Origin of the sequence: Rhizobium sp. RHZ02 (genome assembly GCF_014851575.1) — a bacterium.
GTDB lineage: Bacteria > Pseudomonadota > Alphaproteobacteria > Rhizobiales > Rhizobiaceae > Rhizobium > Rhizobium altiplani.
Map to the genome: position 1 here is coordinate 1 of NZ_JACUZX010000037.1, position 26126 is coordinate 26126.

At 60.8% G+C, this 26126-nt stretch carries 23 protein-coding genes; 9 read left to right on the forward strand and 14 right to left on the reverse strand.

Annotation, left to right across the window (positions count from 1 at the left end; all coding sequences use genetic code 11):
• Positions 1 to 168: 168 nt before the first annotated feature.
• The 5 genes from IB244_RS29565 to IB244_RS29585 all read right to left on the reverse strand — a co-directional run bounded on the left by IB244_RS29565 (position 169) and on the right by IB244_RS29585 (position 6850).
• Entirely contained in the window at positions 169 to 2067 is a 1899-nt protein-coding gene (locus IB244_RS29565; protein ID WP_025659423.1) for a potassium transporter Kup, read from the reverse strand.
• A gap of 18 nt (positions 2068 to 2085) precedes the next feature.
• On the reverse strand, positions 2086 to 3060 hold the full coding sequence (locus IB244_RS29570) for a magnesium transporter CorA family protein (RefSeq protein ID WP_025659424.1): 975 nt from the start codon (positions 3058 to 3060) through the stop codon (positions 2086 to 2088).
• A 401-nt stretch (positions 3061 to 3461) separates the two neighbouring features.
• A complete protein-coding gene (gene apbC / locus IB244_RS29575; RefSeq protein WP_018856945.1) occupies positions 3462 to 4616 on the reverse strand; it encodes an iron-sulfur cluster carrier protein ApbC in 1155 nt (384 codons plus the stop codon).
• Between the two features lie 517 nt (positions 4617 to 5133).
• A complete protein-coding gene (locus tag IB244_RS29580) occupies positions 5134 to 5865 on the reverse strand; it encodes a LuxR family transcriptional regulator (RefSeq protein WP_018856944.1) in 732 nt (243 codons plus the stop codon).
• Between the two features lie 190 nt (positions 5866 to 6055).
• Complete coding sequence (locus tag IB244_RS29585; RefSeq protein ID WP_018856943.1) at positions 6056 to 6850, reverse strand: IclR family transcriptional regulator; 795 nt, start codon at positions 6848 to 6850, stop codon at positions 6056 to 6058.
• 103 nt (positions 6851 to 6953) lie between these two features.
• Between IB244_RS29585 and IB244_RS29590 the strand changes: the two genes are divergently transcribed.
• The 5 genes from IB244_RS29590 to IB244_RS29610 all read left to right on the forward strand — a co-directional run bounded on the left by IB244_RS29590 (position 6954) and on the right by IB244_RS29610 (position 11022).
• Positions 6954 to 7724 (forward strand): SDR family NAD(P)-dependent oxidoreductase, encoded by a 771-nt coding sequence (locus tag IB244_RS29590; protein WP_018856942.1) that lies wholly within the window; start codon positions 6954 to 6956, stop codon positions 7722 to 7724.
• Entirely contained in the window at positions 7724 to 8641 is a 918-nt protein-coding gene (locus IB244_RS29595) for a 2-dehydro-3-deoxygalactonokinase (protein ID WP_192306619.1), read from the forward strand. The genes IB244_RS29590 and IB244_RS29595 overlap by 1 nt, the downstream gene beginning before the upstream one ends.
• A gap of 15 nt (positions 8642 to 8656) precedes the next feature.
• Positions 8657 to 9289 (forward strand): 2-dehydro-3-deoxy-6-phosphogalactonate aldolase, encoded by a 633-nt coding sequence (locus IB244_RS29600; protein ID WP_018856940.1) that lies wholly within the window; start codon positions 8657 to 8659, stop codon positions 9287 to 9289.
• A gap of 5 nt (positions 9290 to 9294) precedes the next feature.
• A complete protein-coding gene (locus tag IB244_RS29605; RefSeq protein WP_169681312.1) occupies positions 9295 to 10182 on the forward strand; it encodes an SMP-30/gluconolactonase/LRE family protein in 888 nt (295 codons plus the stop codon).
• 231 nt (positions 10183 to 10413) lie between these two features.
• On the forward strand, positions 10414 to 11022 hold the full coding sequence (locus IB244_RS29610; RefSeq protein ID WP_169681310.1) for a PRC-barrel domain-containing protein: 609 nt from the start codon (positions 10414 to 10416) through the stop codon (positions 11020 to 11022).
• A 58-nt stretch (positions 11023 to 11080) separates the two neighbouring features.
• Here IB244_RS29610 and IB244_RS29615 read toward each other — a convergent pair whose 3' ends face one another.
• Both IB244_RS29615 and IB244_RS29620 read right to left on the reverse strand, forming a co-directional pair.
• Positions 11081 to 12439: a putative bifunctional diguanylate cyclase/phosphodiesterase gene (locus IB244_RS29615; RefSeq protein ID WP_025659431.1), complete on the reverse strand. Its 1359-nt coding sequence runs from the start codon at positions 12437 to 12439 to the stop codon at positions 11081 to 11083.
• A 123-nt stretch (positions 12440 to 12562) separates the two neighbouring features.
• Positions 12563 to 14284, reverse strand: coding sequence for a response regulator (locus IB244_RS29620; protein WP_192306621.1), 1722 nt, complete (start codon positions 14282 to 14284; stop codon positions 12563 to 12565).
• A 176-nt stretch (positions 14285 to 14460) separates the two neighbouring features.
• Between IB244_RS29620 and mutL the strand changes: the two genes are divergently transcribed.
• Positions 14461 to 16275: a DNA mismatch repair endonuclease MutL gene (mutL, locus tag IB244_RS29625; RefSeq protein ID WP_169681306.1), complete on the forward strand. Its 1815-nt coding sequence runs from the start codon at positions 14461 to 14463 to the stop codon at positions 16273 to 16275.
• A 67-nt stretch (positions 16276 to 16342) separates the two neighbouring features.
• Positions 16343 to 16573 (forward strand): DUF2093 domain-containing protein, encoded by a 231-nt coding sequence (locus tag IB244_RS29630; protein WP_007530431.1) that lies wholly within the window; start codon positions 16343 to 16345, stop codon positions 16571 to 16573.
• Between the two features lie 31 nt (positions 16574 to 16604).
• Here the strand turns inward: IB244_RS29630 and lpxK are convergent, their stop codons facing one another.
• The 6 genes from lpxK to IB244_RS29660 form a co-directional block, all read right to left on the reverse strand.
• Entirely contained in the window at positions 16605 to 17645 is a 1041-nt protein-coding gene (gene lpxK / locus IB244_RS29635) for a tetraacyldisaccharide 4'-kinase (RefSeq protein ID WP_169681304.1), read from the reverse strand.
• A gap of 106 nt (positions 17646 to 17751) precedes the next feature.
• Positions 17752 to 18465 carry an HAD family hydrolase gene (locus tag IB244_RS29640; RefSeq protein WP_018856933.1) on the reverse strand — a complete coding sequence of 238 codons (714 nt, stop codon included), beginning with the start codon at positions 18463 to 18465 and terminating at the stop codon, positions 17752 to 17754.
• 13 nt (positions 18466 to 18478) lie between these two features.
• Positions 18479 to 19798: a lipid IV(A) 3-deoxy-D-manno-octulosonic acid transferase gene (waaA, locus tag IB244_RS29645; RefSeq protein WP_018856932.1), complete on the reverse strand. Its 1320-nt coding sequence runs from the start codon at positions 19796 to 19798 to the stop codon at positions 18479 to 18481.
• 141 nt (positions 19799 to 19939) lie between these two features.
• The gene (locus IB244_RS29650) at positions 19940 to 20185 is read right to left on the reverse strand and encodes a DUF4170 domain-containing protein (protein ID WP_018856931.1); all 246 of its coding nucleotides are present in this window, start codon (positions 20183 to 20185) and stop codon (positions 19940 to 19942) included.
• 61 nt (positions 20186 to 20246) lie between these two features.
• Positions 20247 to 21056 carry a 3'(2'),5'-bisphosphate nucleotidase CysQ gene (locus IB244_RS29655; RefSeq protein WP_113470063.1) on the reverse strand — a complete coding sequence of 270 codons (810 nt, stop codon included), beginning with the start codon at positions 21054 to 21056 and terminating at the stop codon, positions 20247 to 20249.
• A gap of 17 nt (positions 21057 to 21073) precedes the next feature.
• Complete coding sequence (locus IB244_RS29660) at positions 21074 to 22420, reverse strand: TldD/PmbA family protein (RefSeq protein WP_192306623.1); 1347 nt, start codon at positions 22418 to 22420, stop codon at positions 21074 to 21076.
• 118 nt (positions 22421 to 22538) lie between these two features.
• On the opposite strand from IB244_RS29660, the gene IB244_RS29665 reads away from it, so the two are divergent.
• A complete protein-coding gene (locus IB244_RS29665) occupies positions 22539 to 24347 on the forward strand; it encodes a monovalent cation:proton antiporter-2 (CPA2) family protein (RefSeq protein WP_192306625.1) in 1809 nt (602 codons plus the stop codon).
• A gap of 489 nt (positions 24348 to 24836) precedes the next feature.
• Here the strand turns inward: IB244_RS29665 and IB244_RS29670 are convergent, their stop codons facing one another.
• Positions 24837 to 25172, reverse strand: a complete 336-nt coding sequence (locus tag IB244_RS29670) for a hypothetical protein (RefSeq protein ID WP_169681298.1) — start codon at positions 25170 to 25172, stop codon at positions 24837 to 24839.
• Positions 25173 to 25966: 794 nt separating this feature from the next.
• Between IB244_RS29670 and IB244_RS29675 the strand changes: the two genes are divergently transcribed.
• Complete coding sequence (locus IB244_RS29675) at positions 25967 to 26116, forward strand: hypothetical protein (protein ID WP_167354932.1); 150 nt, start codon at positions 25967 to 25969, stop codon at positions 26114 to 26116.
• The last annotated feature ends 10 nt before the right edge of the window (positions 26117 to 26126 follow it).

Genomic DNA, 26126 nt, shown 5'->3' on the forward strand with positions numbered 1-26126 from the left:
TACGAACGAAAGTTCAGGCCCGCTAGGACCAACCGCTCTGCGCATCGTCACTGCGGTGTTGCAATCACCTCAATGGCAAACGAGGCCGGTGCATCATAACCGATGCACCGGCCTCGCAATGTATAAGCCCGGCGGATCGCCGGGCTTTTTAGAAGCGCATTTGCTCTTCTAGATAATGACGTGCGAGCCGAGTTCCACCACGCGGTTTGCCGGCAGGCGGAAATAGTCCGACGGATTGGCCGCGGCATTGGCAAGCGCGATGTAAAGACGGTCCTGCCAATAAGGCATGCCGGACTTAGCATCGGGAACGAGCTTGCGGCGGCCGAGGTAGAATGAGGTCGACATGATGTCGAACTTCAGGCCGGTCTTGCGCAACGTCGCCAAGGCCTGCGAGACGTTCTGCGACTCCATGAAGCCGAACATGAGCTCGACGCGCGAAAACCGCTCCGAGATCTGCTCGACCTTGTAGCGATCGGCGCTCGCAACGCGCGGCTTGTTGATGGTGCGGATCGTGAGGATTACGTTCTTGTCGTGCAGAACGTGATTGTGCTTCAGATTGTGCAGCAAGGCCGCGGGCGCCGATTCCGGATCGCTCGTCAGGAAGATCGCGGTACCGGGTACCTGGGCGGGCGAATGATCGCTCTTGCGCTCGATCGAGCTGACAAAAGAGGCGAGCGGGATATCGGTGTGGCGCGTCTTCTCCATCAGGAGGGCCGTGCCGCGACGCCAGGTCCACATGAGGATCGTAAAGGCGGTCGCCATCAGGATCGGAATGTAACCGCCGTCGTGGATCTTCAGCAGGTTTGCACCCAAGAAGATCATTTCCAGGCAGAGCAGCGGGGCAAGCGCCAACGTGGCGACCGGAATCGACCAGTTCCATCGCGCGCGCACGAACTCGAAGGCCATGATCGAAGTGACGACCATCGCGCCCGTAACCGAGATGCCGTAGGCAATGGCCAGCGCGTCCGACGTCTTGAAGCTGATGACGAGGAAGATGACGCCGACGAACAGCAACGCATTAACGGAGGGCAAGAAGATCTGCCCGGTATTCGTCTCCGAGGTGAAGAGGATTTCCATGCGTGGCAGGAAGCCGAGGTTGATGCCCTGGCGGACGAGCGAGAAGGCACCGGTGATGACCGCCTGGCTGGCAATGATGGTGGCCGCGGTCGCGAGAATGACGGCCGGCAGCAGCGCCCATTGCGGAAAGGCCAGGAAGAACGGATCGGACACGGCCGCGGGATTGCCGAGCACCAGAGCGCCCTGCCCCAGATAGTTCAGTGTCAATGCCGGGAAAACCAGCACAAACCACGCCCACTGGATCGGCCGGCGACCAAAGTGCCCGAGATCGGCATAAAGCGCTTCGGCACCGGTCACGCTTAGGAAGACCGCGCCAAGCACGACCACGCCGTAGAACCCCTCATGCAGCAGGAAGCTAACGGCATAGTAAGGGTTGAAAGCGGCAAGGATGCCAAAGTCATCCGAGATGTGAGAAATGCCGGCGGCCGCCATCACGATGAACCAGAGCGCCATGATCGGCCCGAAAAAGCGGGCGACGGCCCCGGTCCCTCGAGACTGGACGACAAATAGCAGAGCCAGGATGAAGACCGAGATCGGTACGATGTAGCTCGTCAGAGTTGGAGCCACGAGCTTCAGACCTTCGACAGCCGATAGCACCGAGAGAGCCGGCGTGATCATCGCGTCGCCGAGGAACAGCGCCGCGCCCACCAGGCCAAGCAACATCAGCAGCGCGGTATGTCCATTTGCCGTCTTCATCAGCAACGCCAGCAGGGAAAGCGTGCCGCCTTCGCCTTCGTTGTCCGCACGCAGCAGGAAGAGCACGTACTTGATGGTGACGATAATGGTCAGGGTCCAGATCATCAGCGAGATGAGGCTGATCACCTCGAAGCGGGTGAGGCCGTCGACCATGACGGGCTTCAGGGCTTCGCGGAACGCGTACAGCGGGCTGGTACCGATATCGCCGTAGACGACGCCGATGGAGCCGAGCGCAAGGTAGGCCAGCTTGCGCGGCTTCATGTGTCGTTCGTGTGTATGGCTACCTTCGTGCATGAAATGAAAACAGGCTCTTCAGAGCCAGCCTTTCCATCGGAAAAAGAAGAAGGGAATGACGGCGGACAGCACCATTAGCCCAATCGAAAACGGATATCCGTGGGCATAGTGCAGTTCCGGCATAAACTCGAAATTCATACCGTAGATGGAGGCGACCAGCGTCGGCGGCAAGAACACCACGGACGCGATCGAAAATATCTTGATGATCGAGTTCTGCTCGATGTTGATCAGGCCGAGCGAGGCGTCGAGCAGGAACGTGATGTTGCCGGCGATGAAGGAGGCATGCTCGTTGAGCGACTGGATGTCGCGCGAGACCGTTTTGCACAATTCCTTGGTGTCGCGATCCTGCTGAACGGCCGGGATGGTGAAGAAAAAGGTCATGAGGCGGGACAACGAGGCGAGGCTGTCCCTGACCTTGCTCACAATGCGATGATGGCCCGCAATGTCCCGGAGCTTCTCTTCCAGATAGTTCGACGGCTTGCGCACCTTCCTGGCGCGATCGCCGAAGACATGCGTCGACAGGATGTCGATGCGGGCAACGGACTGCTCCAGTATCTCGGCAGTGCGATCGATGATCGTTTCGAAAAGCTTTGCCAGCAATGCGGCACCGCTGCGCCATTGCTGCGGCACGCGGTGGAGCGCGGCAATGAAGAGCGCAAAGGATTTGGGCTGCGCGTAGCGGATCGTGACCAACCGCTTGCCGGCGAGGATGAATGCCACGTCGGTCAGCGTCGGTGCATCTGTCTCGGCTTTCCAGACGAGGGAAGCGGTCATGAAGACGGCATCGTTTTCGACGTAGAGACGGGCTGACGGCTCGATGTCCTTGAGATCGTCTCGCGTCGGAACCTCGATGCCGAGAGCTTTCTCAACGAAAAGCTCCTCTTCGCGCGAAGGCTCGATCAGGTCGATCCACATCACATCGTCGCGTAACGTACCCCGCGACAGGTCGCCAACGTCAACCGACTTGCAATTGGAACAGTAGGCCGTGATCACCGGTTGGGCCTCCGGCAATCCGGGCTTGTTGCGCGCATCGCTGTTTTCATCGAAAGCCCTTCCGCGGCGCGCCGCCTGCGAGAGCGCGCGGGGTGCAAGTTCCCGATCTTAATGAAAGCGATTGAAGAAAGTTCATACGACTCCTGGCACATCCGGCAACCGCCAGGATATGCAACGTGCTCAACCGCATCGCAGTCACCAATCCTTCGACCAAGATAACTCCGACCATGCAGCTGACCGCCCCGGCGGGGTGGCCATCATCGAGCATTCGCAAAACACCGCCTCATGGCGACGGCGCGCCATATGACGGAAAGCTGCGAAAGAATCAAGACATCTTACGCTTACTGCGCCGTTTCACCACATTTCCTCCGCAATTGGGAGTCTAGCGGCAGCGAAGCATTTCACTCGAAAACAATCTCCGGTGCGGCCCGCTGCGGCTGCCCGCCGAGCTGCTGCCAGACCTTGGTCGCGATGTCGCGATAGATGCCGGCAACAATGCCGTTCGGCTCCGTCGCGACAAGCGGCGTGCCGGCGTCGGACGTCTCACGAATGTTCATCGTCAGCGGTACTTCACCGAGGAACGGAACGCCGATGCGCTCGGCTTCCTTGCGAGCCCCGCCATGACCAAAGATATCGTAGCGGGTACCGGTATCGGGCGCGATGAAATAGCTCATGTTCTCGACGATGCCGAGCACGGGGACCTCGACCTTCTTGAACATGTTCAAGCCCTTGCGGGCATCGACGAGGGCGAGATCCTGCGGCGTCGAAACGATGACGGCGCCCGCCAGCGGCACCTGCTGCGCCATCGTCAACTGCGCATCGCCGGTGCCGGGCGGCATATCAACGACAAGCACGTCCAGTTCGCCCCAGGCCACCTCACGCAGCATTTGCATCAATGCCGATTGCACCATGGGGCCACGCCAGATCATGGCGGTCTCCTCATCGACGAGGAAGCCCATCGACATGACCTTGAGCCCGTAATTCTCCATCGGGTTGATGATGCGCCCATCGATTTGGGTGGGGCGGCCGGAAATCTTCAGCAGCCGGGGCATCGAGGGGCCGTAGATATCGGCGTCGAGAATGCCGACACGCAAGCCATTTGCCTGGAGGCCGAGCGCAAGATTGACGGCCGTCGTGGACTTTCCAACGCCCCCCTTGCCGGAGGCGACGGCGATGATCGCGCCGATACCGGGAACGCCGAGCTTGCCGGCGCGCGGCTGCTGTTGCGGGGCGTGCGCAGGGCCATGATGGTCATGCCCGGCCTGCGGCTGCGGGCGCGAGACCGGCGCCGAGCCGGAACCGGCCTTCTTGTCTGCCGTCAGCGCAACCAGCGCTCCCTTGACGCCCGGCATTTCCTTGATGACCCGTTCGGCAGCCAGACGAAGCGGCTCGAGCTCCTTAGCCTGATCGGCCGGAACGGTGATGGAAAAATAGACTTTGCCGTCGGAAATGAAGACATCAGACACCATACCGAGCTCGACGATATCATGCTCGAGATCGGGGCCGCGTACGGTCTTCAGCGTTTCGAGAACCTGTTCCTTGGTGACGCCCGTCATTCCATCCTCACTGCCTGTGTTTGGCATTCTAGATAGAGGAGCGCCGCCTCTTCGCCAAACAAAATCGGCGATCGGGACCGCATTTGAGGAGACGAGGCTCGCCGGAAGGCCACTATGTCCACCAAGTCCGCCGGGCTTTCGCCCTGATGGTCACAACAGCCTTCCAGGATAGCGAGCTAAGCCTTGCGAACTAGAGCAAGCGTCACAAAAGGCCAGCGCAAAATGCCCATGGGAAGAGCAAGCGTGAGGGATGCCGTCGGCGGCGTGTTCTAAAGGCAACAACCGCCGCCGACGCCCTACGCCCGAGGTCGGGCCTGTGGCATCGGCTGGCGGTATGCAGGCCGCGCCGTTTATCCGGCGTCGTGCCAGGTCCCCTCTGGACCGCTGAATGTAAGCAAGCAGAAAACATGCCAATTGGCAAACCGCCAGCAATGCCGGCGCGGCATGGCGCCGGGGTCGTCGGAATTGGCGAGAAATTGGGCGCGAATGATTGGCAAGCCCACAATTTGCGCAACGCTTACTTTATGAGACCGATCCGCAGCGCCTTGGCGACTGCCTGCGTCCGGTTTGCCGTATCCAGCTTTTTTGTCGCGCGGTTCAGGTAGTGGTTCACCGTATGCTCGGACAGGGTGAGGATTTCGGCAATCTCCACACTGGTCTTGCCAGCCGCGGTCCAGTTCAGACAATCGATCTCCCGATCGGTCAAGGTATCGGTGACGCAGTTGTCATGGTTGCGGATCTCCGCCAACCGGTCGAAGACGTGGATGGAGATATAGTGGAGTTCGCGCATTTCTTCTGCGGTGAATGCCTCGCGATCGCCTGAGAATGAAATGGCGCCACGACCGCCTGAGGGCTCGTGGGTTGGAAAATAGGCGCAACGCATCATGCGAAAGCGTTCGAAAAGTGCCTTGACGATGCCCGCCTTCCCGTCGGGGCGATCCAGTTTCGCTTGCGACACGTCATTGAAGAAGGGCGTTGTCGAAGTCCGAAGCCTCTTCATGACCGGGCTATTGGCCACAAGCCCCTCGTGGTCGTAGGCAGCCAGAAGTTCCACCGGCCAGCTCGAGATGACCGTGCTGCTCTGCAGGTCCCGTGCTGTCACGGAAGGAAGATTGAAAACCATAAAGGCCCGCGCCCGATAGGCTTCCGTTACCTTCTTCATGAAGCGGAAAATATCGAACTGCGTTTTCAGTCCGGCGATCTCGCTAACGTGTACGTCCACGGAAGATCCTGGCTGCGATGAAGTCATTTACTTGTTCAACTCAAAAAAAGATGGAAGCCTGATGGGCGGCGACGCCTCCGCGCCGTCCCTAGTTTGTATCGCCGGTGACGATCTACCAGCACATACACCCCAAGGCGGGGGATTGACGAGCATCAATTGTGACGATTCGTCAGAAAATCTCAATATTGTGCTTTAGGCCAAGCCGGCCGTCAGCAGTTCAGCGACGCGGACCAAGCCCGATGCGCATCGCCTCCATGATCCGTTCAGCCGACTGCTGGATCGGAGCCGCCCATTCCGAAAGCCTTTCCATAGTGAGCCTGTAAGCCGGACCAGTCACGGAAACGCCGCCAACAAGCGACTGAGTTTCTGACCAGATCGGCGCAGCAATACAGCGAATCCCGACCTCGTGCTCCTCACGGTCGAAGGCATGGCCCTGCTCCCGTATCTGCTCGATCTCAGCAAGAAGCGACTCGGCCGTATGGGTGTTTGCCGTGAACCGATGGAAGGAGAGGTCCGCCACCAAGGCCCTGACCCGCTCTCTGGGCAGGATGGAAAGGGCCGCCTTGCCGACGCCGGTGCAATAGACCGGTGAGGCGTTACCAATCTGCGAATACATTCTGACGGGCTGCTGCCCTTCGAACTTGTCGAGGTAGATGATCGAGGTGCCGCGCAGCACGCCGAGATGGACCGTTTCACCAGTCAAATTCTGGAGAGCCTTAAGATGTGGCTCCGCAACCAGACGAAACTCGTTGCGCGCCCAACTGCGAGACGCGAAGTCCAAAAGCCGTAAGCCCGGCGAGTATCTGCCCTCCGCATCGATCTCGAGCAGGCCCTCCTCCACGAGATGGCTGAGTTGGCGGTGGACCGTACCACGCGGCTGATCGGCAACTGCCAGTATATCCGTGAAGCGCATGGGACCGTCGGCGTGGGTCACCAGGTCGAGAAGGACCATCAGCTTGCCGAGGGTGCCCGTGTCGCGCCTCTCGGGCGCACTCCCTTTTGCCGCACTCATTGTTGCCTCAAACGCCTTGACAGAAATGCCAGGGTAGTCGGATAATTCCACATAGTCAAATTAGGTTCCAAATAATAGAACAACCGAAAGCCGGGAGGAAATAGTGACGGGTATTGTTGCGCAGTTTCCGGAATTCAGGGACCGCACGGTCCTGATCACGGGAGGCGGATCAGGCATCGGGGCAGCGATTGTCGAAGGCTTCGCCCGACAAGGCGCCAAGGTTTCCTTCATCGACATCGCGGAAACGGAAAGCCATGACCTCGTCGCGAGGCTGTCGCGCGACACCTTGCATCCCGTTCGCTTTCATAAGGCCGACCTTCGCGATGTCGCCGCCATCCGCAGAACAGTCGACGAGGTTGTCGCTCACTCCGGTCCGATCAGCGTGCTCGTCAACAATGCCGCCCGCGACGACCGGCACGATTTCGAAACGGTGACCGAGGAATATTGGGACAACAACCAGGCGACCAACCTGCGGCACGTCTTCTTCACCACGCAAGCCGTCGCGCCCTCGATGCGTGCCGCTGGCGGCGGCGCGGTGATCAACATGTCGTCGATCGCCTTTCTCCTCAACATGCCCGAATTCCCGGCCTACACGACCGCGAAGGCCGGCGTGATCGGGCTGACGAAAAGCCTGGCCGGCAAGCTCGGACCGGATAACATCCGCGTCAATTGCATTCTGCCCGGCATGATCGTCACGGATCGCCAGATGAAGCTTTGGCTGACCGAGGACGGCATTGCGCAAACGGTGCAGCGCCAATGCATCAAGAAGGTTCTGCACGCCGATGCGATCGTCGGTCCGTGCCTGTTTCTGGCGTCTAGCTGCGCGGCAGCGATGAGCGCACAATCTCTTATTGTCGATGGAGGCATTTTCTGATGGCGGATCCCGCTTATGTCGCGGTGGATTGGGGAACGAGCAGTTTTCGGCTCTGGCTGATCGGCAAGGATGACAGCGTCCTGGCCGAAAGCCGTGGCAATGAAGGTATGACGACGGCAGCGAAGACCGGATTTGCCGAGGTTCTCGCCTCGCACTTGGGCAAGGTAAATGCGCCGGAAAATCTTCCGGTCATCATCTGCGGCATGGCAGGTGCGAAACAGGGATGGGTCGAAGCGGGCTATGTCGATGTCCCGGCATCGCTATCCTCGATCCTGACCGGCGCCGTATCCGTCCCCGACCAGAGCCGGGACGTCCGCATCCTGCCCGGACTTGCACAGAGGGATCCGGCGCGGCCAGATGTCATGCGCGGCGAGGAAACACAGCTCCTCGGTGCGCTTGGCCCGCAAAGCACTGGGTCGCAGGCGGTCTGCATGCCCGGAACGCATTCGAAATGGGTGCATGTCAAGAATGGTCGTGTCTCCGGTTTCTCCAGCTTCATGACCGGCGAACTTTTCGACGCGATCTCCAAGCACACGATCCTGTCGCATGCAATCGCCGGTGCCGATCAGAGCCCGGCGGACGAGGCAGCCTTCGGGAGCGCCGTAAAAACGGCCTATGACCGACCCGCGATGGCGACCAACCTCTTCTTTACCGCGCGCTCGGGCCAGTTGCTGCATGGTCTGACCGCTGCGGCCGCGCAGGCGAAGATATCCGGGACCCTGATCGCACTGGAAATCGCGGGCGCGATGTCAGATGCGGGGACGGGCGTCGACGTCACTCTCGTCGCCGCCGGCCGGCTGCAGGGCCTTTATGAAGCGGCCTTCAAGGCATTATCTTTATCCTACAACACCATTGATGCTGACACGGCCGTCCGTGGCGGCCTTGCTGCCGCCGCCAAAACTATTTGGCCGAACTGAGAAAGTACCAAAGCGATGAACCGCATCCCCTTTCCTACGATGAAGCGTCCACTGATTGCCATTCTACGTGGCATCAAGCCTGAAGAAACCGAAGGCGTGGTCGGCGCACTGATCGAAAACGGTCTGACCGCCATCGAAATCCCGCTGAACTCGCCCGAGCCGTTCAAGTCGATCGAGATTGCCGCAAAGATGGCGCCGGCCGATTGCCTCATCGGGGCCGGGACCGTGCTGACGACCGAGGCCGTCGACAGCCTCCATTCGGCAGGCGGCAAACTGCTGGTCACGCCGAACGTCGAGCCCGAGGTCATTATTCTCGCCCGCAACTACGGTATGGTGACGATGCCGGGCGTCTTCACGCCGACGGAGGCATTGGCGGCTGCCCGCGCCGGCGCAACGGGGTTGAAGTTTTTCCCCGCCAGCGTTCTCGGACCGTCGGGCATCACCGCTATCCGCGCAATTCTGCCGCCGGAGCTCGTGATTGCGGCCGTTGGTGGTGTTTCGGACAAGAATTTCTCCGATTACACCAAGGCTGGCATAAATGCCTTCGGCCTCGGCACCAGCCTCTACAAGCCGGGAATGACCGCCGCAGAGGTTGCCGAGCGTGCCAAGGCGACCATTTACGCCTATGACGCAGCCGTAGGAGCTTAAGGCATATGACGGAAATTCATGAGTTCGCGGGCAGGACACTCTGCAGCACCAACTCTGTGCTTGGTGAGGGGCCGACCTACGATCCGGACACCAACACGGTCTGGTGGTTCAATATTCTCGGCAAGGAGTTGCACGAGCTGAACCTTTCGACGGAAGAGAAGAAGGTGCATGCGCTGCCGATGATGGCGAGCGTGCTCGCCCGGGTCGATCCTGAGCGGCAGCTGCTTGCGACCGAACGAGGCCTTTTCATTCGCGATATCAAGAGCGGCAATCTGACCTTCTATGCAGCTCTTGAAAGCGACAAACCGGAAAACCGCTCGAACGACGGCCGCACCCACCCCTCCGGCTCGCTCTGGATCGGCACGATGAGCAAGCGGGCGGAAAGCCGCGCAGGCGCCATCTACCACGTCGCCGGCGGTCGCGTAACCAAGATATTCGATGGCATCAGCATCCCGAATTCGATCTGCTTCTCGCCGGATGGAACGATGGGCTACTTCACCGATACACGCATCAGCCGGCTGATGCGTGTGATGGTCGATCCGCAGACCGGTCTCCCGACAGGCGAGCCGATCGTGCTTGTGGACACGATGGATGAGCCGGGTGGCATCGACGGCTCGGTGGTGGATGCCGACGGATACATCTGGAATGCCCGTTGGGGTGCCGGTACCGTCGATCGCTACAGCCCTGATGGACTGCGCATTGCACGCTACAAGGTGCCGGCGGCACAGCCGTCATGCCCTGCCTTCATCGGGACAAACGGTGACCGCCTTGCCGTCACCACGGCGTGGGAGGGGCTCGATGAGCATGCCCGCTCGATGCAACCGCAGGCGGGTTCCCTGCTCGAACTGGATGTTACGGTGAAGGGCGTTTTCGACCCGGTTTACGTGATGTGAAGAACCATAATCAGGCTTCACGGGGCGCCATTTGGCGCCCTTTTTTGTCGACCGAACCCCGCGTGGCCATACATCGTATGAGCTAAAAGTTCCGTGGAATTAGCAATTTTTGCGCGATTTTTTTCGGGAACCAATTGAAATCCCGTTCATTTCAATAGGGAACCGGCCGCAAACGCCGAGCATGGCGGGAGCGGGCTAAAGATCCCTCAGGAACGCAAAGGTAGGTTCAAAATGACAAGCAAACTCCTGAAGACCGTTGCCGCTAGCGCGCTGTTTGCCACGGCTTTTGCACCGGCGGCATTCTCACAGACTCAGCCGGCAACACCAGGCGCTCCGGCAACACGGGCCGCACCGGCCGACCCGGCAGCTCCGCCGAAGGTCCCGGACGCCACAGCACCGATGGACAACGCCGCTCAGGCTCCGGCGCCGGCCGCAACGGCTGACACCGCGCAGGCGAGTGGTGGATATCTAACGGAGCAGGCCGCCGATCAGATCAGTGCCAACACCTATATTGGCCAGTCGGTCTACACCGGCCAGAACGAGAGCATCGGTGAGGTCAACGACCTGATCATGAAGGAGGACGGCGGCCTGGTCGCAGCGATCATCGGCGTCGGCGGCTTCCTTGGAATCGGCGAAAAGGATGTTGCCGTTCCGATGGATAAGATCACCGTCGCTCAGAACACGCAGGACGGCACAGTGAAGCTGACCACGTCCGAGACCGCAGAAACGCTGAAGGCGGCTCCGCAGTTCAAGACGCTTCAGATGATTGCAGCCGAGAAGGCCCCTGCGCCTGGCGGTACAACGGATACCACGGCCACGGGTTCAACGACGAACAAGTAAGATGCTGCGCAGTGAGTACCGCGTAACCGGTGGCGTCCGAAAGGGCGCCATCGGAGTTTCAGGCGCTGACGCGATCAGACGTGTCGTAGTAGTTCTCGTGCAAGAACCGGAGCGTGGCAATGCTGTCAGCGGGCTTGCCGAAATGGTAGCCCTGCCCCATACCGCAGCCGAGCGAACGCAGCTTGACGGCTTCCAGATAGTCCTCGATCCCTTCGGCGACCACTTCCAGGTCGAGCCCCTCGCACATGGTTAGGATCGCCTTGATGATGTGCTCCGAGGCGCGATCGGAATTGATGCGCGACACGAAGGCGCGATCGATCTTGATCTTGTCGAACATAAAGTCGCGGAGGCGGCCGAGGCTCGATTGACCCGTCCCGAAGTCATCCAGCGAAATGCGCACGCCGGCCTGACGGAGATCCGCAATGATCCGGTTTGCCGTGTCGGCCGAGCCCATCACCGCAGTCTCGGTGATTTCGAGTTCGAGCCGGTGCGGATCGAAGCCGACACGACCGAGGATCGACAGGATGCTGCTGCTCGTCCCCGGATCCATCAACTGCGCCGAGGAGAGATTGAAGGAGAGGAAAAGTTCGCGCGGCCAGGAAAGGGCAGCCTCGGCCGCCTTGCGCAGGAGCGCCTCGGACAGCGCATCAATGAAGCCGCGCTCCTCCGCCAGCGGGACGAAAACGCCCGGTGATACAAAGCCAAGATCAGGATCGTTCCATCGCGCCAGAGCTTCAAAGCCCACGACCTGGTTATTGGAAAGTGCGACGATCGGCTGGAAATGCACGTCGATCACATCGGAGATGATGGCATTGCGCAGCGCCTGTTCCAATTGCGTCGCGCGCTTCATTTCCTGGGCGATCTCGCGGGAATAGACGGTGATCTGGCCACGGCCGCGGCGTTTTGAACGGTAGAGCGCGGTTTCGGCGCTTTTCAGCAGTTCGTCGAATTCCTCGCCCGCGAAGGGATAGATCGAAAAGCCGAAGGATGCCGACAGCCGCACATTGCGGTCGCCGAGATCGTACGGCGCCGACAGGACTTCGCGTATCATCTGGCCGAACTTCTCGGCGCTGGCCCGCTCGAACACCAGCGGCAGGACAAAGGCAAATTCATCGCCGTCATGACGCGTCACGAGGGCACCGTCGGGAATGCAGGCCTTCAATCGATGGGCGACCTGGCAGAGAATTTCGTCTCCCGCCGATGAGCCAAAAAGATCGTTGATCGGCTTGAAGGAATCGAGATTGGCGATGCCGATCGTAAATGGTGCTGGATCGCTCGCGCGTTCGGCTGAGATCTGGGCAATCCGGTCGCGCATGCGGTAGCGGTTGCCGAGCCCGGTCAGTGGGTCGGTATAGGCCATTGTCTGAAGTTCATTCTGACTTACGGGCACCAGAGGCATTTCAGCCGACATCATCATTCAGACCCAGACTGCACCAACGGCAGGAAGGATGGCGGGCAAGTCTTAAGAATTCGATAGTGGATCGGTCACGTTGGAACCGTGTTTTGTCCCAAGATTTAGGGAGTTGACGAGCTTTGTTCGTCACATGCTGGCCTGTCTGATGTCCTGGGCAAGGTACTGTTGAAAGATCCCTTGAAGAATATCTGGGCTTACCGGCTTCACAATTACGTCGTCCATTCCAGCCTTTGCGCACTCAGCTCGATCGCGCTCGAAGGCTTGCGTCAGAACACCGATGATCGGCGTTCTTGCACTGCCGCCTTCCTCTGTCTGGCGGATCAGCCGCGCCGCTTCGAAACCGTTGAAGCCCGGCAGAGAGATATCCATCAGGATGATTTTCGGCTGGTGCTCTGTCCAGAGGCGAACGGCTTCGTCGCCGCTTGGGGCGATCATGTAACGGTAGCCGAGGCCTTCGAGAATCTGCGAGAAAACGATCTGGTTGATGTCGTTATCTTCGGCAACGAGCACGTCGAGCGTGTTCGCCTCCTCCACGGCAGTGATTTCCCAGTCGGTGTCAATGCCTTCGGCCATCTGGCCGCGGTTGCTGCGGTTGAAATGACGGGCGATCTGGAAGGTGAGCTCATTGGCGAGCTGGAAGCCGTCCATCGCCAGTGCCGGGATGCCGTATTGCTCGGCGAGCTCGAGGCAGCGCATGCCGAGCTGGTTGTCGATCACGAGCAGGTCGAGCACGATGCCGGACGAGCTCGCGATTTCCAGGAACTGTTCCTCCTCGTCCTCGCCGCGAACCGAGCAGGCCTCGAAACCGTATTTGGCGAGGGTCCGCAGGGCCGCGCCTTCTGCCACGACATCCGATGTCACGACGAGGATCTTGCGACCGGAGAAGTTCTCCGGGACGATCGCCTCCATTGCCGCCGGCTCGCGCCGTTCGCCGTTTCCGCTCATCGGAACATAGGCGCGCCGATAGGAATTCTTGCTTGACGTCGTGACCGTCGATGCGAACCGGAACTCTTCTAGATCGTCGCCGTCGCGCGGCAGATCCTGCATGGTCGAGACAAGAAAATAGCGCCCCGGCTTGCCGATCCGGTGCTTGCGCGTGACGATGTCGCGTTCGACGCCGTCGCGGGAGACCTGCCGCTGACGGGAAATCGACATTTCGCCCGTCTCCAGAACATGACGGTCGCTTTCCTCGAAACGCTGGGCGACATCCGCGGAGAACAGGTCGCTGCTCTTGCGGCCAAGCACTTCATCGACCGTCGTCTGATACTTGTCGCAGAAGGCGATGTTGACGGCGACGTAATTCAGATTGCGGTCCTTGACGAAGAGCGGGAACGGCAGGTTGTCGAGGATATCCTCCGTGAGCTGCACACGCTCGAGATCGGAGCGCCACTGTTCCTCGCGCTTCTTGTTCTCGGAAATGTCCTGGATGACGCAGACGCCGTAGCCGCTCGCAAGGCGCCGCTTGCCAAACCTGATCCACCGATCCGCACCATGCCGCTCGACGGCCTCGAAGCGCTCGCGCCAGTGCGAGGCGATCTTCTGGGACAGCCAATCCTCACGGCTCATCGCACCTTGGTTTCTGGCCGACTGCGTGCGGATGCCGGTGTCGTAGATGGCGCCCAGGAAGTCCCGCAACCGCCTCCCCGGCTTCAGCATCGCCGCCGATATCGGAAAGAAATCGAGAACCTGGCGGCTCGCAAAGACCATGTGGTCGGTCTTGTCATAGACGATGAATGCGGCGCCCAAGCTCTCGCATACCGCGTCAAACAGCACCGTCTGCAGGCTTGATTCAGCCGGCATTTCGCTGCTTACAGATGATGTGTCCGCTTGTTCGAAGCCGGCACTCATTCCTACGCGTCCCACATCTGTCCGATTTAAACCCAGTCCTCGGAATAAGTTGCAAAATGGCACCTTTGTCTTAAGGCGCGCTTAATATTAAGCAGCCGGAATTAGGGCGTGCAGAACGGAAAGGCGGTGGCGCTTTCGCCCTTCCCTCGGACCCGCGAATCCAAGAGAATAGGCGCATGGCCATCAGACAGCTTTCAGAGACCCTCATCAATCAAATCGCCGCCGGTGAAGTCATCGAGCGGCCCGCGAGCGCCGCTAAGGAGTTGATCGAAAACGCCCTCGACGCAGGCGCGACGCGCATTGAGGTTGCGACGTCGGGCGGCGGCAAGAGCCTGCTGCGGGTTTCGGACAACGGGTCTGGCATGGATGTTGCGGATCTGGAGCTTGCCGTACGACGCCACTGCACCTCGAAGATCTCACATACGCTGGACGATATCCGCACGCTGGGTTTTCGCGGCGAAGCGCTGCCATCGATTGGCTCGGTAGCCAGGCTCAGCATTTCGAGCCGCCGCCGGGACAGCGCGGGCGGCAACGAAATCGCCGTCGAGGGCGGGAGAATTACACATCTTCGCCCCTCACCCGGCAATCCGGGCACGATCGTCGAAGTTCGCGATCTCTTCTTCGCGACGCCGGCCCGCCTGAAATTCCTCAAGACGGAAAAGGCCGAGGCTGCGGCGATCACCGAGGTCGTCAAGCGCATGGCGATTGCCTTCCCCGGGGTGCGCTTCGTGCTCTCGGGGACTGATCGAACGACGCTGGAGTTGCCGGCGACGGGTGACGATCATCTGGCGCGGATGGCGCAGATCCTTGGCAAGGATTTTCGCGACAATGCGATCGAGATCGATGCGGAGCGGGAGGGCATATCTCTGACAGGCTTTACCGGCGTGCCGACCTTCAATCGCGGAAACTCGGCCCACCAATATGCCTTCGTCAACGGACGCCCGGTGCAGGACAAGCTGATCCTGTCGGCGATCCGCGGCGCCTATGCCGAGACCATCCCAGCCGGGCGTTATCCGGTCGCAGTACTGTCGATCAGGCTCGATCCGGCCCTTGTCGACGTCAACGTGCACCCGGCCAAATCGGATGTGCGCTTTCGCGACCCGCAACTGGTGCGCGGCCTGATCGTCGGCGCCGTGCGCGAGGCGCTGGCGCGTGACGGCAGCCGGGCAGCCACAACGGGTGCAGACGGCATGCTGCGCTCCTTCCGGCCCGGTTTCCAGCCTGGCGCCCAACGGCCCCAACAGCCTTGGTCGGCGGCGACCTCGCCATCGCGTCCATTCCACCAGGCTGCAAACGGCAGCTTCGGCGAACGGCCGCAGGCCTCCTTCGACGGCCTTGCGACGCCGACGGCCCGCAGCGACATCGCCCCTACCCCAAGAATGCCGGTTGCGCCGGAAGAGCCGCCACAGCGCTATCCGCTGGGTGCCGCCCGGGCGCAGATTCACGAAAATTATATCGTGGCGCAGACGGATGATGGCCTCGTAATCGTCGATCAGCACGCCGCGCATGAGCGCCTAGTATTCGAGGCGATGCGCAAGGCGCTGCATTCGAAACGGCTCGCCTCGCAGGTGCTCCTCATCCCCGAAATCGTCGATCTGCCGGAAGAGGATTGCGATCGGCTTATGCAGTTTGCCACCGAGCTTGGCGAGCTGGGGCTGGCCATCGAGCGCTTCGGCTCCGGCGCGATCGCCGTGCGTGAGACACCTGCCATGCTGGGAGAGGTGGACGCCACGGGACTTATCCGTCAGCTGGCGGACGAGATCGCCGAATGGGATACCGCCTCCGGCCTGTCGGCCAAGCTGGAATATGTTGCAGCGACCATGGCCTGCCACGGATCCGTGCGTTCGGGCCGACGGCTGCGACCCGAAGAAATGAACGCCCTTCTCCGTCAAATGGAAGTTACTCCCGGCTCAGGGCAGTGCAACCACGGACGACCGACCTATATCGAGCTCAAGCTCTCGGATATTGAACGGTTGTTCGGCCGTAGCTGAAAAAGCTGGAAAAGGCCGCTGCGGCGCGTTATGGCAGGGGTATGACAGCCTGCAAGGAATGGAGCGCATGAACTTGTTCGAAGGAAATGGAAACCGCGAAGCGCAGATACGCTATCTCGATGCGGATTTTCAGATCCTGTCGCCGGGCTCCTACGTCGTATGTGCAATTACCGGCAAGCAGATCCCGCTCGACGAGCTGCGCTATTGGAGCGTCGCGCGCCAGGAGCCCTACGCCGATGCCGTAGCCTCGCTGGAGGCTGACAAGCGCGCTGGCGTTTTGCCGAACCAGAAGCGCTGACGCTGAACACCGGCACCCCGAGATTTTCCGATTAGGCCTTCCGCCCTTCCTTCAAGCGCCGGTCGCGGCAGGCATTGATGGCCCGATCGATGATGAGACTTGGCGCCAGAGCATCCTCGAAGGCCATCTCCACCTCAATCACCCGGCATTTCGCCGCGAGTTCCTCGGCTTTGCCATGATGGCCGGCGAGCCGGACGAAATCCTTCGACGTCGTGACAATCTGAAGGCCGTCGCTCTCTGCCGTTGTCAGAATGTCGTCGATCTCGTCATCGGTCAGATGCTCGTGATCACCGAACGAGCGGCGAGCGGCGATATGCCCGCCGACGGATTCGACGGTGCGGAAGAATTTCGACGGATCGGCAATACCGGCAAAGGCCAGCACGTTGCGGCCGGAAAGATCGGCGCTGTCGCACACCTTCAGGGAAGCCGTGAAATAGGGTTTGGCGGCGCGCGCCGCGATCCGAACGATATTGTCGGCCGCTTCGCCCCCGCCAACCTTCAAAAGGGCTGTCGCGTAGCGCAACTGCTGACGGATGGGCGCGCGTACAGGACCACCGGGAACGATGTGGCCATTGCCGAGGCCACGCGTGGCGTCGATGACGAGCAACGCATAGTCGATCGCCAGGCGAGAGCTCTGAAAACCGTCATCCATGATGATCAGGTCCACGCCTTCCTTGACGAGGCGCTGGGCCCCTTCGACACGGCGGCGGGAAATCACGGTGAGCGCCTCTCGAGCGAGAAGCAGAGGTTCGTCCCCGACAGCCAGGGCGCGGTGATGAACCGGATCGACAACAGTCGTGACATCGAGGGAACCGCCATAGCCACGGCTCAGAAAACCAGGCTTCAGCCCCTTTGCCTTTGCCGCGCGGGCGATCGTCAGCGCCGTCGGCGTCTTGCCGGCGCCGCCGACGGTGAAATTGCCGACGCAGATAACGGGCACGGGAACCGAGGCACGCTTGGCGTTGGCCATCCGATAGCCGGCCGCACGCCCATACAGGAAGGAAATCGGATAGAGCGCCCAGGCACGCCAATCGGCTTTCGACCACCAGAAGGGTGGCGCTTCGGATACCATTTTCCCCGCCCTGCCTTTCGGACCCCGAGCGTCATGCTGACGGGCTGTGTCCTCGACCGGGCGGAAAGAGAAGGTAAATTTCAAGAAAAAGCAAGCCCTTGGTCAATCAAGCAAGCTGACGGTCGGGCAGCAGGCCTTCAAGCTCGGTGATGTCGTTCAGGCAGTAATCGGATGCGGCAGCGAGCGTTTCACGCGATCCGGTGCCAGTCAGTACGGCCACGGTCACGCCGACCTTGGCGTTGCGGCCCATGTGCAGATCGTGGTTGTTATCGCCGACAACGGCGACCTCGGAGGGATCAAGGCCCGTCGCCGTGCAGAAACCAAGCACCATGCCCGGTTCCGGCTTGGTGCCGAAGCCACTATCGTATCCGGCCACATAGTCGATGAAGGGCGCAAAGCCAAAGCGCTGGGCGGTTTGCCTGATCGAGCGCTCGTTGTCGCTCGAGGCGACACCGAGGCGAAAGCCGCGTGCATGCAGCCGACCGAAAAAGGCGGCCAGATCAGTGACTGCTACGGAAAACTCGGCGGCATGAGAAAAGAGCTCGTCCAGCTTGATCGTCAGCTCGATCACGTCGAGCATCGAGCCGGCCGCGACGAGCCCCTCCGAAATCTGGCGCGTGTTGCCGGCCGCCAGCAGACTGTCGGGAACGATGTGGCCGCTGACGGGATCCATGCCGCAAGCCAGAAGCAGCCGGTCCGCGAGTTCGGGATCGCCTTCCGAAGCGATGCGCGCTAGCTCGCGGTTCACCGGCAGCCAGCTCTCGTCGTAGTCGAGAAGCGTGCCGTCCTTGTCGAAAAGTATTCCCTTGATTGCCTTCATAGCCGCCCTGCCCTCAGCGCTGCAAAGCCGCCTTCGGCAGCAGCCTCGCCTTCACGGTGAGCGGATTGATATAGGGCTCCAAGCCCTTCACTGTCGCCGTCAACGCGCCCCGCATTTCTTGCACGGCGCCGATCCCGGCTTCGATCATGGTGCGACGCGCTCCGTCGTTGGTGAGCAAATAGTGGACGCCCTTGGCAAGCATCTCCGTATCGCGGACCATGCGCGCGCTGCCGCGCCGCGCCAGCTTCTGATAGGCTTCGCGGAAGTTCTGCACGTTGCTGCCCGACAGCACCGCGCAACCGAGCATCGCCGGCTCCAGCGGATTTTGCCCACCTTCGGCAAACAGCGAGCGCCCGACAAAAGCAACCTCCGTCAGGCGCAGGTAGAGGCCCATTTCGCCGATCGTATCGCCTAGGAAGATATCGACATCAGGGGCCAACGCATCACCGCGCGTGCGGCGGGCGACCTTGAGACCCAGCTTGACGAGCTCGGCTTCGATGTCGTCGGCGCGTTCCGGATGCCGCGGCACGATGATCGTCAACTGCTCGTCCCGCTCCTTCAGCGCCCGATGGACGATGCCTGCGGCCTTTTCCTCACCGTCGAAGGTGGAGATCGCTGCCCAGGTCTTGCGGCCGCCGAGCTGCTTCTTGTAGTCGGCGAATACCGCAGCATCGTAAGGCGGGGCGTCGGTATCGACCTTGAGATTGCCCGACATCATGACGTGGCGCGCGCCGAGATCGCGGAAGCGCTCGGCATCGACATCCGATTGCGCAATAACAAGCGCCAGGTTCTCGAACAGGGCTTCCGCAAGTGCCGGACGCCGACTCCATCGCGCGAAGGAGCGGTCCGACATGCGCGCGTTGACGAGGATCTGCGGGATGCGGCGGCGGCCAAGTTCCATCAGGGTCGCCGGCCAGATTTCGGACTCAGCGATCAGTACGCAGTCCGGCTGCCAATATTCAAGGAAACGGCTGACGGCGGGCTTGAGGTCGAGCGGCACGTACTGATGGATCGCTTCGTTGCCGATGCGCTCAGCGGCCAGCTTGGCGGACGTGATGGTTCCGGTGGTCAGAATGACGTGGATGTCGCGGCGGCGAATTTCGCGGATCAGCGGAATGACGGCGTTGGTTTCACCGACGCTTGCGGCATGGAACCAGACCAGCGGTCCGGCCGGACGGTCGGCGCTGGCATAGCCCGAGCGCTCCAAACGGCGCGCACGGTCTTCCTTGCCCTTCGCGGCCCGATAGGCGAGGTACCCTCCGACGAACGGCGTCAGCAACGTTCCCGTTGCCTGATAGGCGCCCAGCGCAAACCGCGCCATGCGACCGCTCATCTGCCAAATCTCCGATCACAAATGATCGACATCAACCCATTCCCAATTATTGTTGCGGCCGCAATGGCCGATCAGTTTGTTCAGAATGCGTCAGGCAGTCAGTCGGCTCACGGCTGTTAGCGAGCCGCGCCCGGGGGAGGGTTACTGCGCAGACTTGCTTTCCGGGTCCAGCAAACGGTGCATGTGGACGATGAAGTAGCGCATATGCGCATTATCCACAGTCGATTGCGCCTTTGACTTCCAGGCCGTCAATGCCGTGGCATAGTCCGGATAAATGCCGACGATATCGAGATCCTTGAGGTCCCTGAACTGAACATCGTCCAAGCTTTCCAGTTCGCCGCCGAATACGAGATGCAAGAGCTGCTTTTTGCCGCCGGATTCCGTCATTTTCTTCTCTTTCTGCTCTATTCTCCTCCGCCGCTTCATCTGAGGGATTTTGACGGAAACGTCAACTGCCTCGTCGTTCACCGATCCCGGTTATAAGATCGGCGAGTCGCGGCCCAGCGGCGGCGCAGAGTTCGCCATGGCTGACCTGCATGCGGTTATAGAGCGGCACGTCACCGCGGAGATCAACCAGCCGGCCTCCGGCGCGCTCGAGTATGAGATCCGCGGCCGCGAGATCCCAATCATGTGAATTGTGCTTGATGAAAGTGCCGTCAATTTGACCGTCGGCAACCATGGCAATGCGATAGGCAAGGGACGGCACGTGCTTCACGCGCTCGATGCGATGCTTGAACGGTTCCGGGAATGCCTTGAGCACATCCTCCGCGATGGCAAAGCGCCCTGGTGCATCGAGCGGTTTTGTCGATACAGTAATCGGCCGCCCGTTCTTCAGGGCCACGCCACCTTCGACCGCCTCGAAGAGTTCTTCCAGAGCAGGAGCGTAGAGAACGCCGGCGACAGGTCGCCCGTGGCGCACGACCGCGACGCTCACGCACCACAGATCCATTCCCGCCAGGAATGCCCGCGTGCCGTCGATCGGGTCGATGATGAACAGCGTGTCCCGTGAGAGCCGATCGCCGCTGTCTTCAGTTTCTTCCGAAAGCCAGCCATAATCCGGCCGGGCTGCGCGGAGAATGGATTCAAGCGTCCGGTTGGCCGCGAAATCGGCGGCGCTGACGGGCGATCGCCCCTCGTTCTTCCACCAGACCTCAGGCGCTTGATTGAAATAGCCGAGTGCGACTTTGCCGGCCTGCCTGGCAGCATCTGCGATCAATTCCAGATCGCTCCGCCAGAGGGCTGTGTCCACGTCAGTCATTTCGGCAATCCAATCCATCAGCGCCCGGCGAGCGTCATTCCCTCGATCGCAAGCGTCGGAGCGGCGACACCAAACTTGCGGTCGATGTCGTTTGCCGGCGTAACCCGCATGAACATGTCCTTGAGGTTCGAAGCGATCGTCACTTCAGACACGGCAAAGGTCAGTTCGCCATTCTCGATCCAAAAGCCGGTCGCGCCGCGGCTGTATTCGCCGGTGATCATGTTGACGCCATGGCCGATCAGCTCGGTCACATAGAAGCCGTTACCGACACCGCGGATCAGGTCCTCGGGTGAAATGTCGCCCGGCTCGAGAGCGAGGTTCGTCGCGGATGGCGTCACCGAATTGCCGCCGCGCACCCCGCGGCCGTTGGTTTCCATTCCGATCTCGCGGGCCGTCGAGGTGGAGAGGAACCAGTGCTTGAGAACACCGTCCTCGATCATCAGAAGTCGTTCGCCGGATACGCCCTCGCCATCGAAGGGGCGCGACGACGGGCCACGTACGATCAGCGGATCGTCGGAGATCGAGAGCCCCGCCTTCAAGACCTGTTGCCCCATCTTGTCGCGCAGGAAACTGGTCTTGCGTGCAACGGAGGCGCCATTGATGGCCCCGGCAATATGTCCGACGAAGCCACGAGCAACACGGGGATCAAAAACGACGGTGATATTCTTGCCAGTATCCACCTGGCGCGGGTTGATGCGCTTGACCGTGCGCTCGCCGGCCCGGCGGCCGATCTCGGCGGCATTATCCAGCTCGCCGAAATAGATGCGGCTGTCGAAATCATAGTCGCGTTCCATCGCCGTGCCTTCGCCGGCGATGACGCTGACGGATCGGCCGAAACGCGAGGCCATGTAGCTGCCCTGGAAACCGTGGGAGGTGACAAGGACAAGGCCACCCATGCCGGCCGAGGCTCCGGCGCCGGACGAATTGGTCACGCCATTGACGGCAAGGGCCGCGGCTTCCGCCTCGAGGGCGGCTTCGCGGAGTTGGTCGGACGACACCTCGGTCGTATCGAGGAGCTCGAGATCCGGATAGGAATTCGCAAGCCTGTCCTCGTCTGCCAGGCAGGCGAACGGGTCTTCCGGCGACACCTTGGCCATCGCCACGGCCCGCTCGGCCAAAGCAGAAAGATCGAAGCCCGGATTTGCCGAGACACTGGCAACGCGCTTACCGATGAAGACGCGCAGCGAGAAATCATCGCTTTCTGACGATTCCGTGCTCTCGACCTTGCCGAGGCGCACGCTGACCGATTGCGATCGCGAGCGCACGACCACCGCATCCGCGGCATCGGCGCCAGCCTTCTTTGCCAGGTCGATCAATTGGCTTGCGCGGGAAAGAAGCGTCGAGGAGTCGATTTCTGAAGACATGATTTGGCCTTTCCTTCGCGTTCCATTTATTGTGCACTACGAAAAGCATCAAGGTCGCGTGAGCCGATTCTTTTGCCCGCCGCTTGTATGCCTCCCCGCATTGAAAGAAACTCGCCTGATGTCAGAGCCCAACACTCTCTTCGCCGAGACGATCCTGCTCCTCGGCGGCGCCGTGGTTTCGGCGCCCATCTTCAAGCGCCTTGGTCTCGGAACGGTGCTCGGTTACCTGGCTGCCGGCGTCGTCATCGGCCCGATCTTCCATGGATTGACGGATGGCGAAAAGATCCTGGATGTTGCCGAACTCGGCGTCGTCTTCCTCCTGTTCATCATCGGGCTTGAGCTGAAGCCTTCGCGCCTCTGGCAAATGCGGCGTGACATCTTCGGGCTCGGAACCGCGCAGGTGGTGGCGACCGGTCTACTGCTGACGCTGTTGAGCGGCCTTTCCGGCGTTCTCGACTGGCGTGGCAGCATCGTTGCGGGTTTCGGGCTTGCTCTCTCCTCCACCGCCTTCGCGATGCAGATCCTCGAGGATGAAGGCGACGTGAATACGCGCTACGGGCAGCGCTCGTTCTCGATGCTGCTGTTTCAGGACCTTGCGATCGTGCCGCTGTTGGCCCTGATCAGTATTCTCAACGGCGGCAAGGGCAGCGGAACGCCCCTGCTGGACTTCGCGATCGCCATTGGTGCTGTCGGCGCGATGATCGTCATGGGACGCTACTTGCTGACACCGCTCTTTCAGATCATCGCCCGCACCGGGGCCCGCGAGACGATGATCGCCGCCGCCCTCTTCGTGGTGATGGGATCGGCGAGCCTGATGCAGCTTGCCGGACTGTCGATGGCCATGGGCGCCTTCCTTTCTGGCGTGATGCTGGCCGAATCCTCCTATCGCCACGAGCTGGAAGCGGACATCGAGCCCTTCCGCGGCGTGTTGCTCGCTATCTTCTTCATCGCCGTCGGGCTTTCGATCCAGCTCGAGGTACTCAGAGACAACGCACTCTTCATCATCGTCGCCGTGCCTGTTGTCATAGCAGCGAAGGCCTTGGTGATCTACGTTCTCTGCCGCGCAACCGGCTCGCCGCATGACGACGCTATCAGGATCGCTTTTCTGCTGCCGCAGGGCGGCGAATTCGGCTTTGTCCTGTTTTCGGCCGCTGCCGTTTCCGGCCTGATGCCGACGAGTACCGCCTCGCTGCTGATTGCGATCGTCACCCTGTCGATGGCCCTCACGCCGATCGGAACGATGCTCGCCAAGCGGCTGCTGTCGGGCAATCAGGAAGAACAACTGGACGAGGATTTCGAAGGTGCCGGCGCGGATGTGCTGATGGTCGGCTTTTCGCGTTTCGGACAGATCGCCGCCCAGATTCTGCTCGCCGGCGGGCGCGCCGTGACCGTCATCGACTTTTCAGCCGATCGCATCCGGCAGGCTTCCTCTTTCGGTTTCCGGATTTACTTCGGCGACGGCACCCGAAAGGACGTGCTCAGGGCCGCCGGCATCGACCGGGCGAAGATCGTTGTTGTTTGCACGCAGAAGCGCGAGATCACCGACAAGATCGTCGAACTGGTGCAGGCGGATTATCCACACGCAAAGCTCTTCGTGCGCTCCTACGACCGCATCCACTCGATAGCGCTGCGCAACCTCAACGTCGACTACGAACTGCGCGAAACGCTGGAGTCAGGCCTGCTCTTCGGCCGGCGAACGCTCGAGGCCTTGGGCGTCGGCGAAGCGGAGGCCTATGAAATCGGCGAGGATATCCGCAAGCGCGACGAGGCGCGCCTCGTGCTCCAGGTCACCGAAGGACTGCAGGCCGGCCGCGACATGCTTTTCTCGCAGCCGGTCAAACCGGAGCCGCTCATGAAGCCAAAGCGCGCCGCTAGCTTCGACGAGGACCCGCTGGCGGGCACGGCAGAGGTGACGGCCGACGCTTAGAACCCTTTCACGTTAGATTGAAACGTTCTGCTCGCTCAAAGGATGCCCGCGTGAGCGACGATGTGATACACCCTCATCGATCCCTTGGCCTTCGCGTCTGATAGGAACTCGCCCGGTAGTGGGCAATCTCCATCTTTCCCAGATCTCAAAAGTCACATGAACCGCCGCCTTTGGGCGTGAAGCCATCTGCGCAGGCGGGGTTCGCGGGTTCATTTAGCGAGCGGGCTCCCGGCCCACCGGTGGTACATGACGAACTGATTGCAGCGAGCAAGAGAAAAGCGAGTGCTGCGATTGGCTTGTGCAAGCGGGTCATGGAACTCTCCAATTGAGCATCCTACAAAGCCTGACCGCCAAAGTTTTCCAATGCCAAGTTCCGGGCTCGGGGGTCTACTGCAACAGCTAAGCGGCGGCAAGCATCCCATGGCATGATGAACCTGTACTCGCCCGTTGGAAAGAGGACAGGCGACGGGCTCTCTGGCGCGATCATATTTATGGCCCTTGGGGCCAGAAGCGTACAACTAGACGCCTTATCTGCAGACCGATGAGGATTGCTGTAGCCGGGAACGCAACCTGCAACGCGTAGTAGACAAGTCGAAGGAAATCCGGGTCGGGAGCACTCCACAAGTTGCCCCCACTCGAGATACCGAGGTCTATGTATTGCTCGATCCATCGGAAAACGGCATCAGCCACCTCTTCGGGCCCGGCACCGACTTTGTCGAAGGCTCGTGTGAGGAACGGCACGATCCAGGCATTGAACAACAGGCTGCCGGCGGCGCCGCAGACGCCCCCCTGCCAGAAACTACCGGTGTTTGTCCCGTTCACCATCGAAGCAAGCATGCTCTTGCAATCGGGCCGTGTTAAGTTATCCGTTCTAGTTAGATATCGCGGGGGCGTTTTGCCACCTTGTAAAGCGCGTTGAGAGGCGTGGCAGGTTCGTTAGAGTTTGATGAGCGTACTCCCCCGGCTGGGTCGTCGAGTCATCACTTGTATTGAGCCACAACTTAGGCGATTTTCTCATGCCCTGCCTTTCTCATGCGGGCTAACCCGGAGGATGTTATGAGTCTCAAGGCTATACTCGGATCTTCGCTTCTCTCATGTGCACTTGCTCTGGTCGTATTCGTCTCACCGGTCGCGCTTCCCCAGGAAGCGAGCGCTCAGATCATCATCGGCTCCGGCAGCAGCCTGAACCACGGGCGACCGATAACCTGCCCTCAGGGTGCGAGGCTGCTTCGTACCCGGGGATTTCGCGACGTCATTCGGGATAATTGCCGCGGGAGGTACTTTACCTATCGCGCAATCCGCAATGGGAACCGCTACGAGATAGGGGTCCGTCAAAGGGATGGGCGCATCGTCGACGTGCGCCGCACTAGCCGACGGTGGTAACCTTTTCCTGCCGGGCACCCACGAATGCCGGCTACGACAAAGCGCGCCACGGCGAACCGGGCGGGCTGTGTTGATGTCCGAGCCATAGCCCGGACGAGTGAGGATGCATCCGGAGATCAATCCGGGCAGCGCATCGAACCTACGCTCTTAGCTACCCGTTGCCATCGCCATTGATTTGCGGGAGTATCCGCTCCGGCCCCTGAGGCCCGCGCAGTCTTCGATGATAGGACAATGCCATGCCTCTACGCTGTCTTCTGGCCGTCGCGGCCATCGCGATCCTTGCCCTTTCCGGGTGTGCAACCACCGGCTCGGGCGCAGGGAATACCACCTACGCAACTCCCGCGGGGATTGGCCCGGTTCGTGGGGCCGGCATTAACGGCTACTAAGCCTGGGCGA

Excerpts from the sequence above, each read along its gene's own strand:
- IB244_RS29650 (WP_018856931.1), bottom strand. The coding sequence starts at position 20,185 with ATGACGGAATCCGGCGGCAAAAAGCAGCTCTTGCATCTCGTATTCGGC.
- IB244_RS29675 (WP_167354932.1), top strand. The coding sequence starts at position 25,967 with ATGCCTCTACGCTGTCTTCTGGCCGTCGCGGCCATCGCGATCCTTGCC.
- IB244_RS29660 (WP_192306623.1), bottom strand. The coding sequence starts at position 22,420 with ATGTCTTCAGAAATCGACTCCTCGACGCTTCTTTCCCGCGCAAGCCAA.
- IB244_RS29620 (WP_192306621.1), bottom strand. The coding sequence starts at position 14,284 with ATGAGTGCCGGCTTCGAACAAGCGGACACATCATCTGTAAGCAGCGAA.
- mutL (WP_169681306.1), top strand. The coding sequence starts at position 14,461 with ATGGCCATCAGACAGCTTTCAGAGACCCTCATCAATCAAATCGCCGCC.
- lpxK (WP_169681304.1), bottom strand. The coding sequence starts at position 17,645 with ATGGTATCCGAAGCGCCACCCTTCTGGTGGTCGAAAGCCGATTGGCGT.
- IB244_RS29605 (WP_169681312.1), top strand. The coding sequence starts at position 9,295 with ATGACGGAAATTCATGAGTTCGCGGGCAGGACACTCTGCAGCACCAAC.
- IB244_RS29640 (WP_018856933.1), bottom strand. The coding sequence starts at position 18,465 with ATGAAGGCAATCAAGGGAATACTTTTCGACAAGGACGGCACGCTTCTC.
- IB244_RS29665 (WP_192306625.1), top strand. The coding sequence starts at position 22,539 with ATGTCAGAGCCCAACACTCTCTTCGCCGAGACGATCCTGCTCCTCGGC.
- apbC (WP_018856945.1), bottom strand. The coding sequence starts at position 4,616 with ATGACGGGCGTCACCAAGGAACAGGTTCTCGAAACGCTGAAGACCGTA.
- IB244_RS29580 (WP_018856944.1), bottom strand. The coding sequence starts at position 5,865 with ATGACTTCATCGCAGCCAGGATCTTCCGTGGACGTACACGTTAGCGAG.
- IB244_RS29600 (WP_018856940.1), top strand. The coding sequence starts at position 8,657 with ATGAACCGCATCCCCTTTCCTACGATGAAGCGTCCACTGATTGCCATT.
- waaA (WP_018856932.1), bottom strand. The coding sequence starts at position 19,798 with ATGAGCGGTCGCATGGCGCGGTTTGCGCTGGGCGCCTATCAGGCAACG.
- IB244_RS29615 (WP_025659431.1), bottom strand. The coding sequence starts at position 12,439 with ATGATGATGTCGGCTGAAATGCCTCTGGTGCCCGTAAGTCAGAATGAA.
- IB244_RS29670 (WP_169681298.1), bottom strand. The coding sequence starts at position 25,172 with ATGGTGAACGGGACAAACACCGGTAGTTTCTGGCAGGGGGGCGTCTGC.
- IB244_RS29610 (WP_169681310.1), top strand. The coding sequence starts at position 10,414 with ATGACAAGCAAACTCCTGAAGACCGTTGCCGCTAGCGCGCTGTTTGCC.
- IB244_RS29595 (WP_192306619.1), top strand. The coding sequence starts at position 7,724 with ATGGCGGATCCCGCTTATGTCGCGGTGGATTGGGGAACGAGCAGTTTT.
- IB244_RS29565 (WP_025659423.1), bottom strand. The coding sequence starts at position 2,067 with ATGCACGAAGGTAGCCATACACACGAACGACACATGAAGCCGCGCAAG.
- IB244_RS29585 (WP_018856943.1), bottom strand. The coding sequence starts at position 6,850 with ATGAGTGCGGCAAAAGGGAGTGCGCCCGAGAGGCGCGACACGGGCACC.
- IB244_RS29655 (WP_113470063.1), bottom strand. The coding sequence starts at position 21,056 with ATGACTGACGTGGACACAGCCCTCTGGCGGAGCGATCTGGAATTGATC.
- IB244_RS29630 (WP_007530431.1), top strand. The coding sequence starts at position 16,343 with ATGAACTTGTTCGAAGGAAATGGAAACCGCGAAGCGCAGATACGCTAT.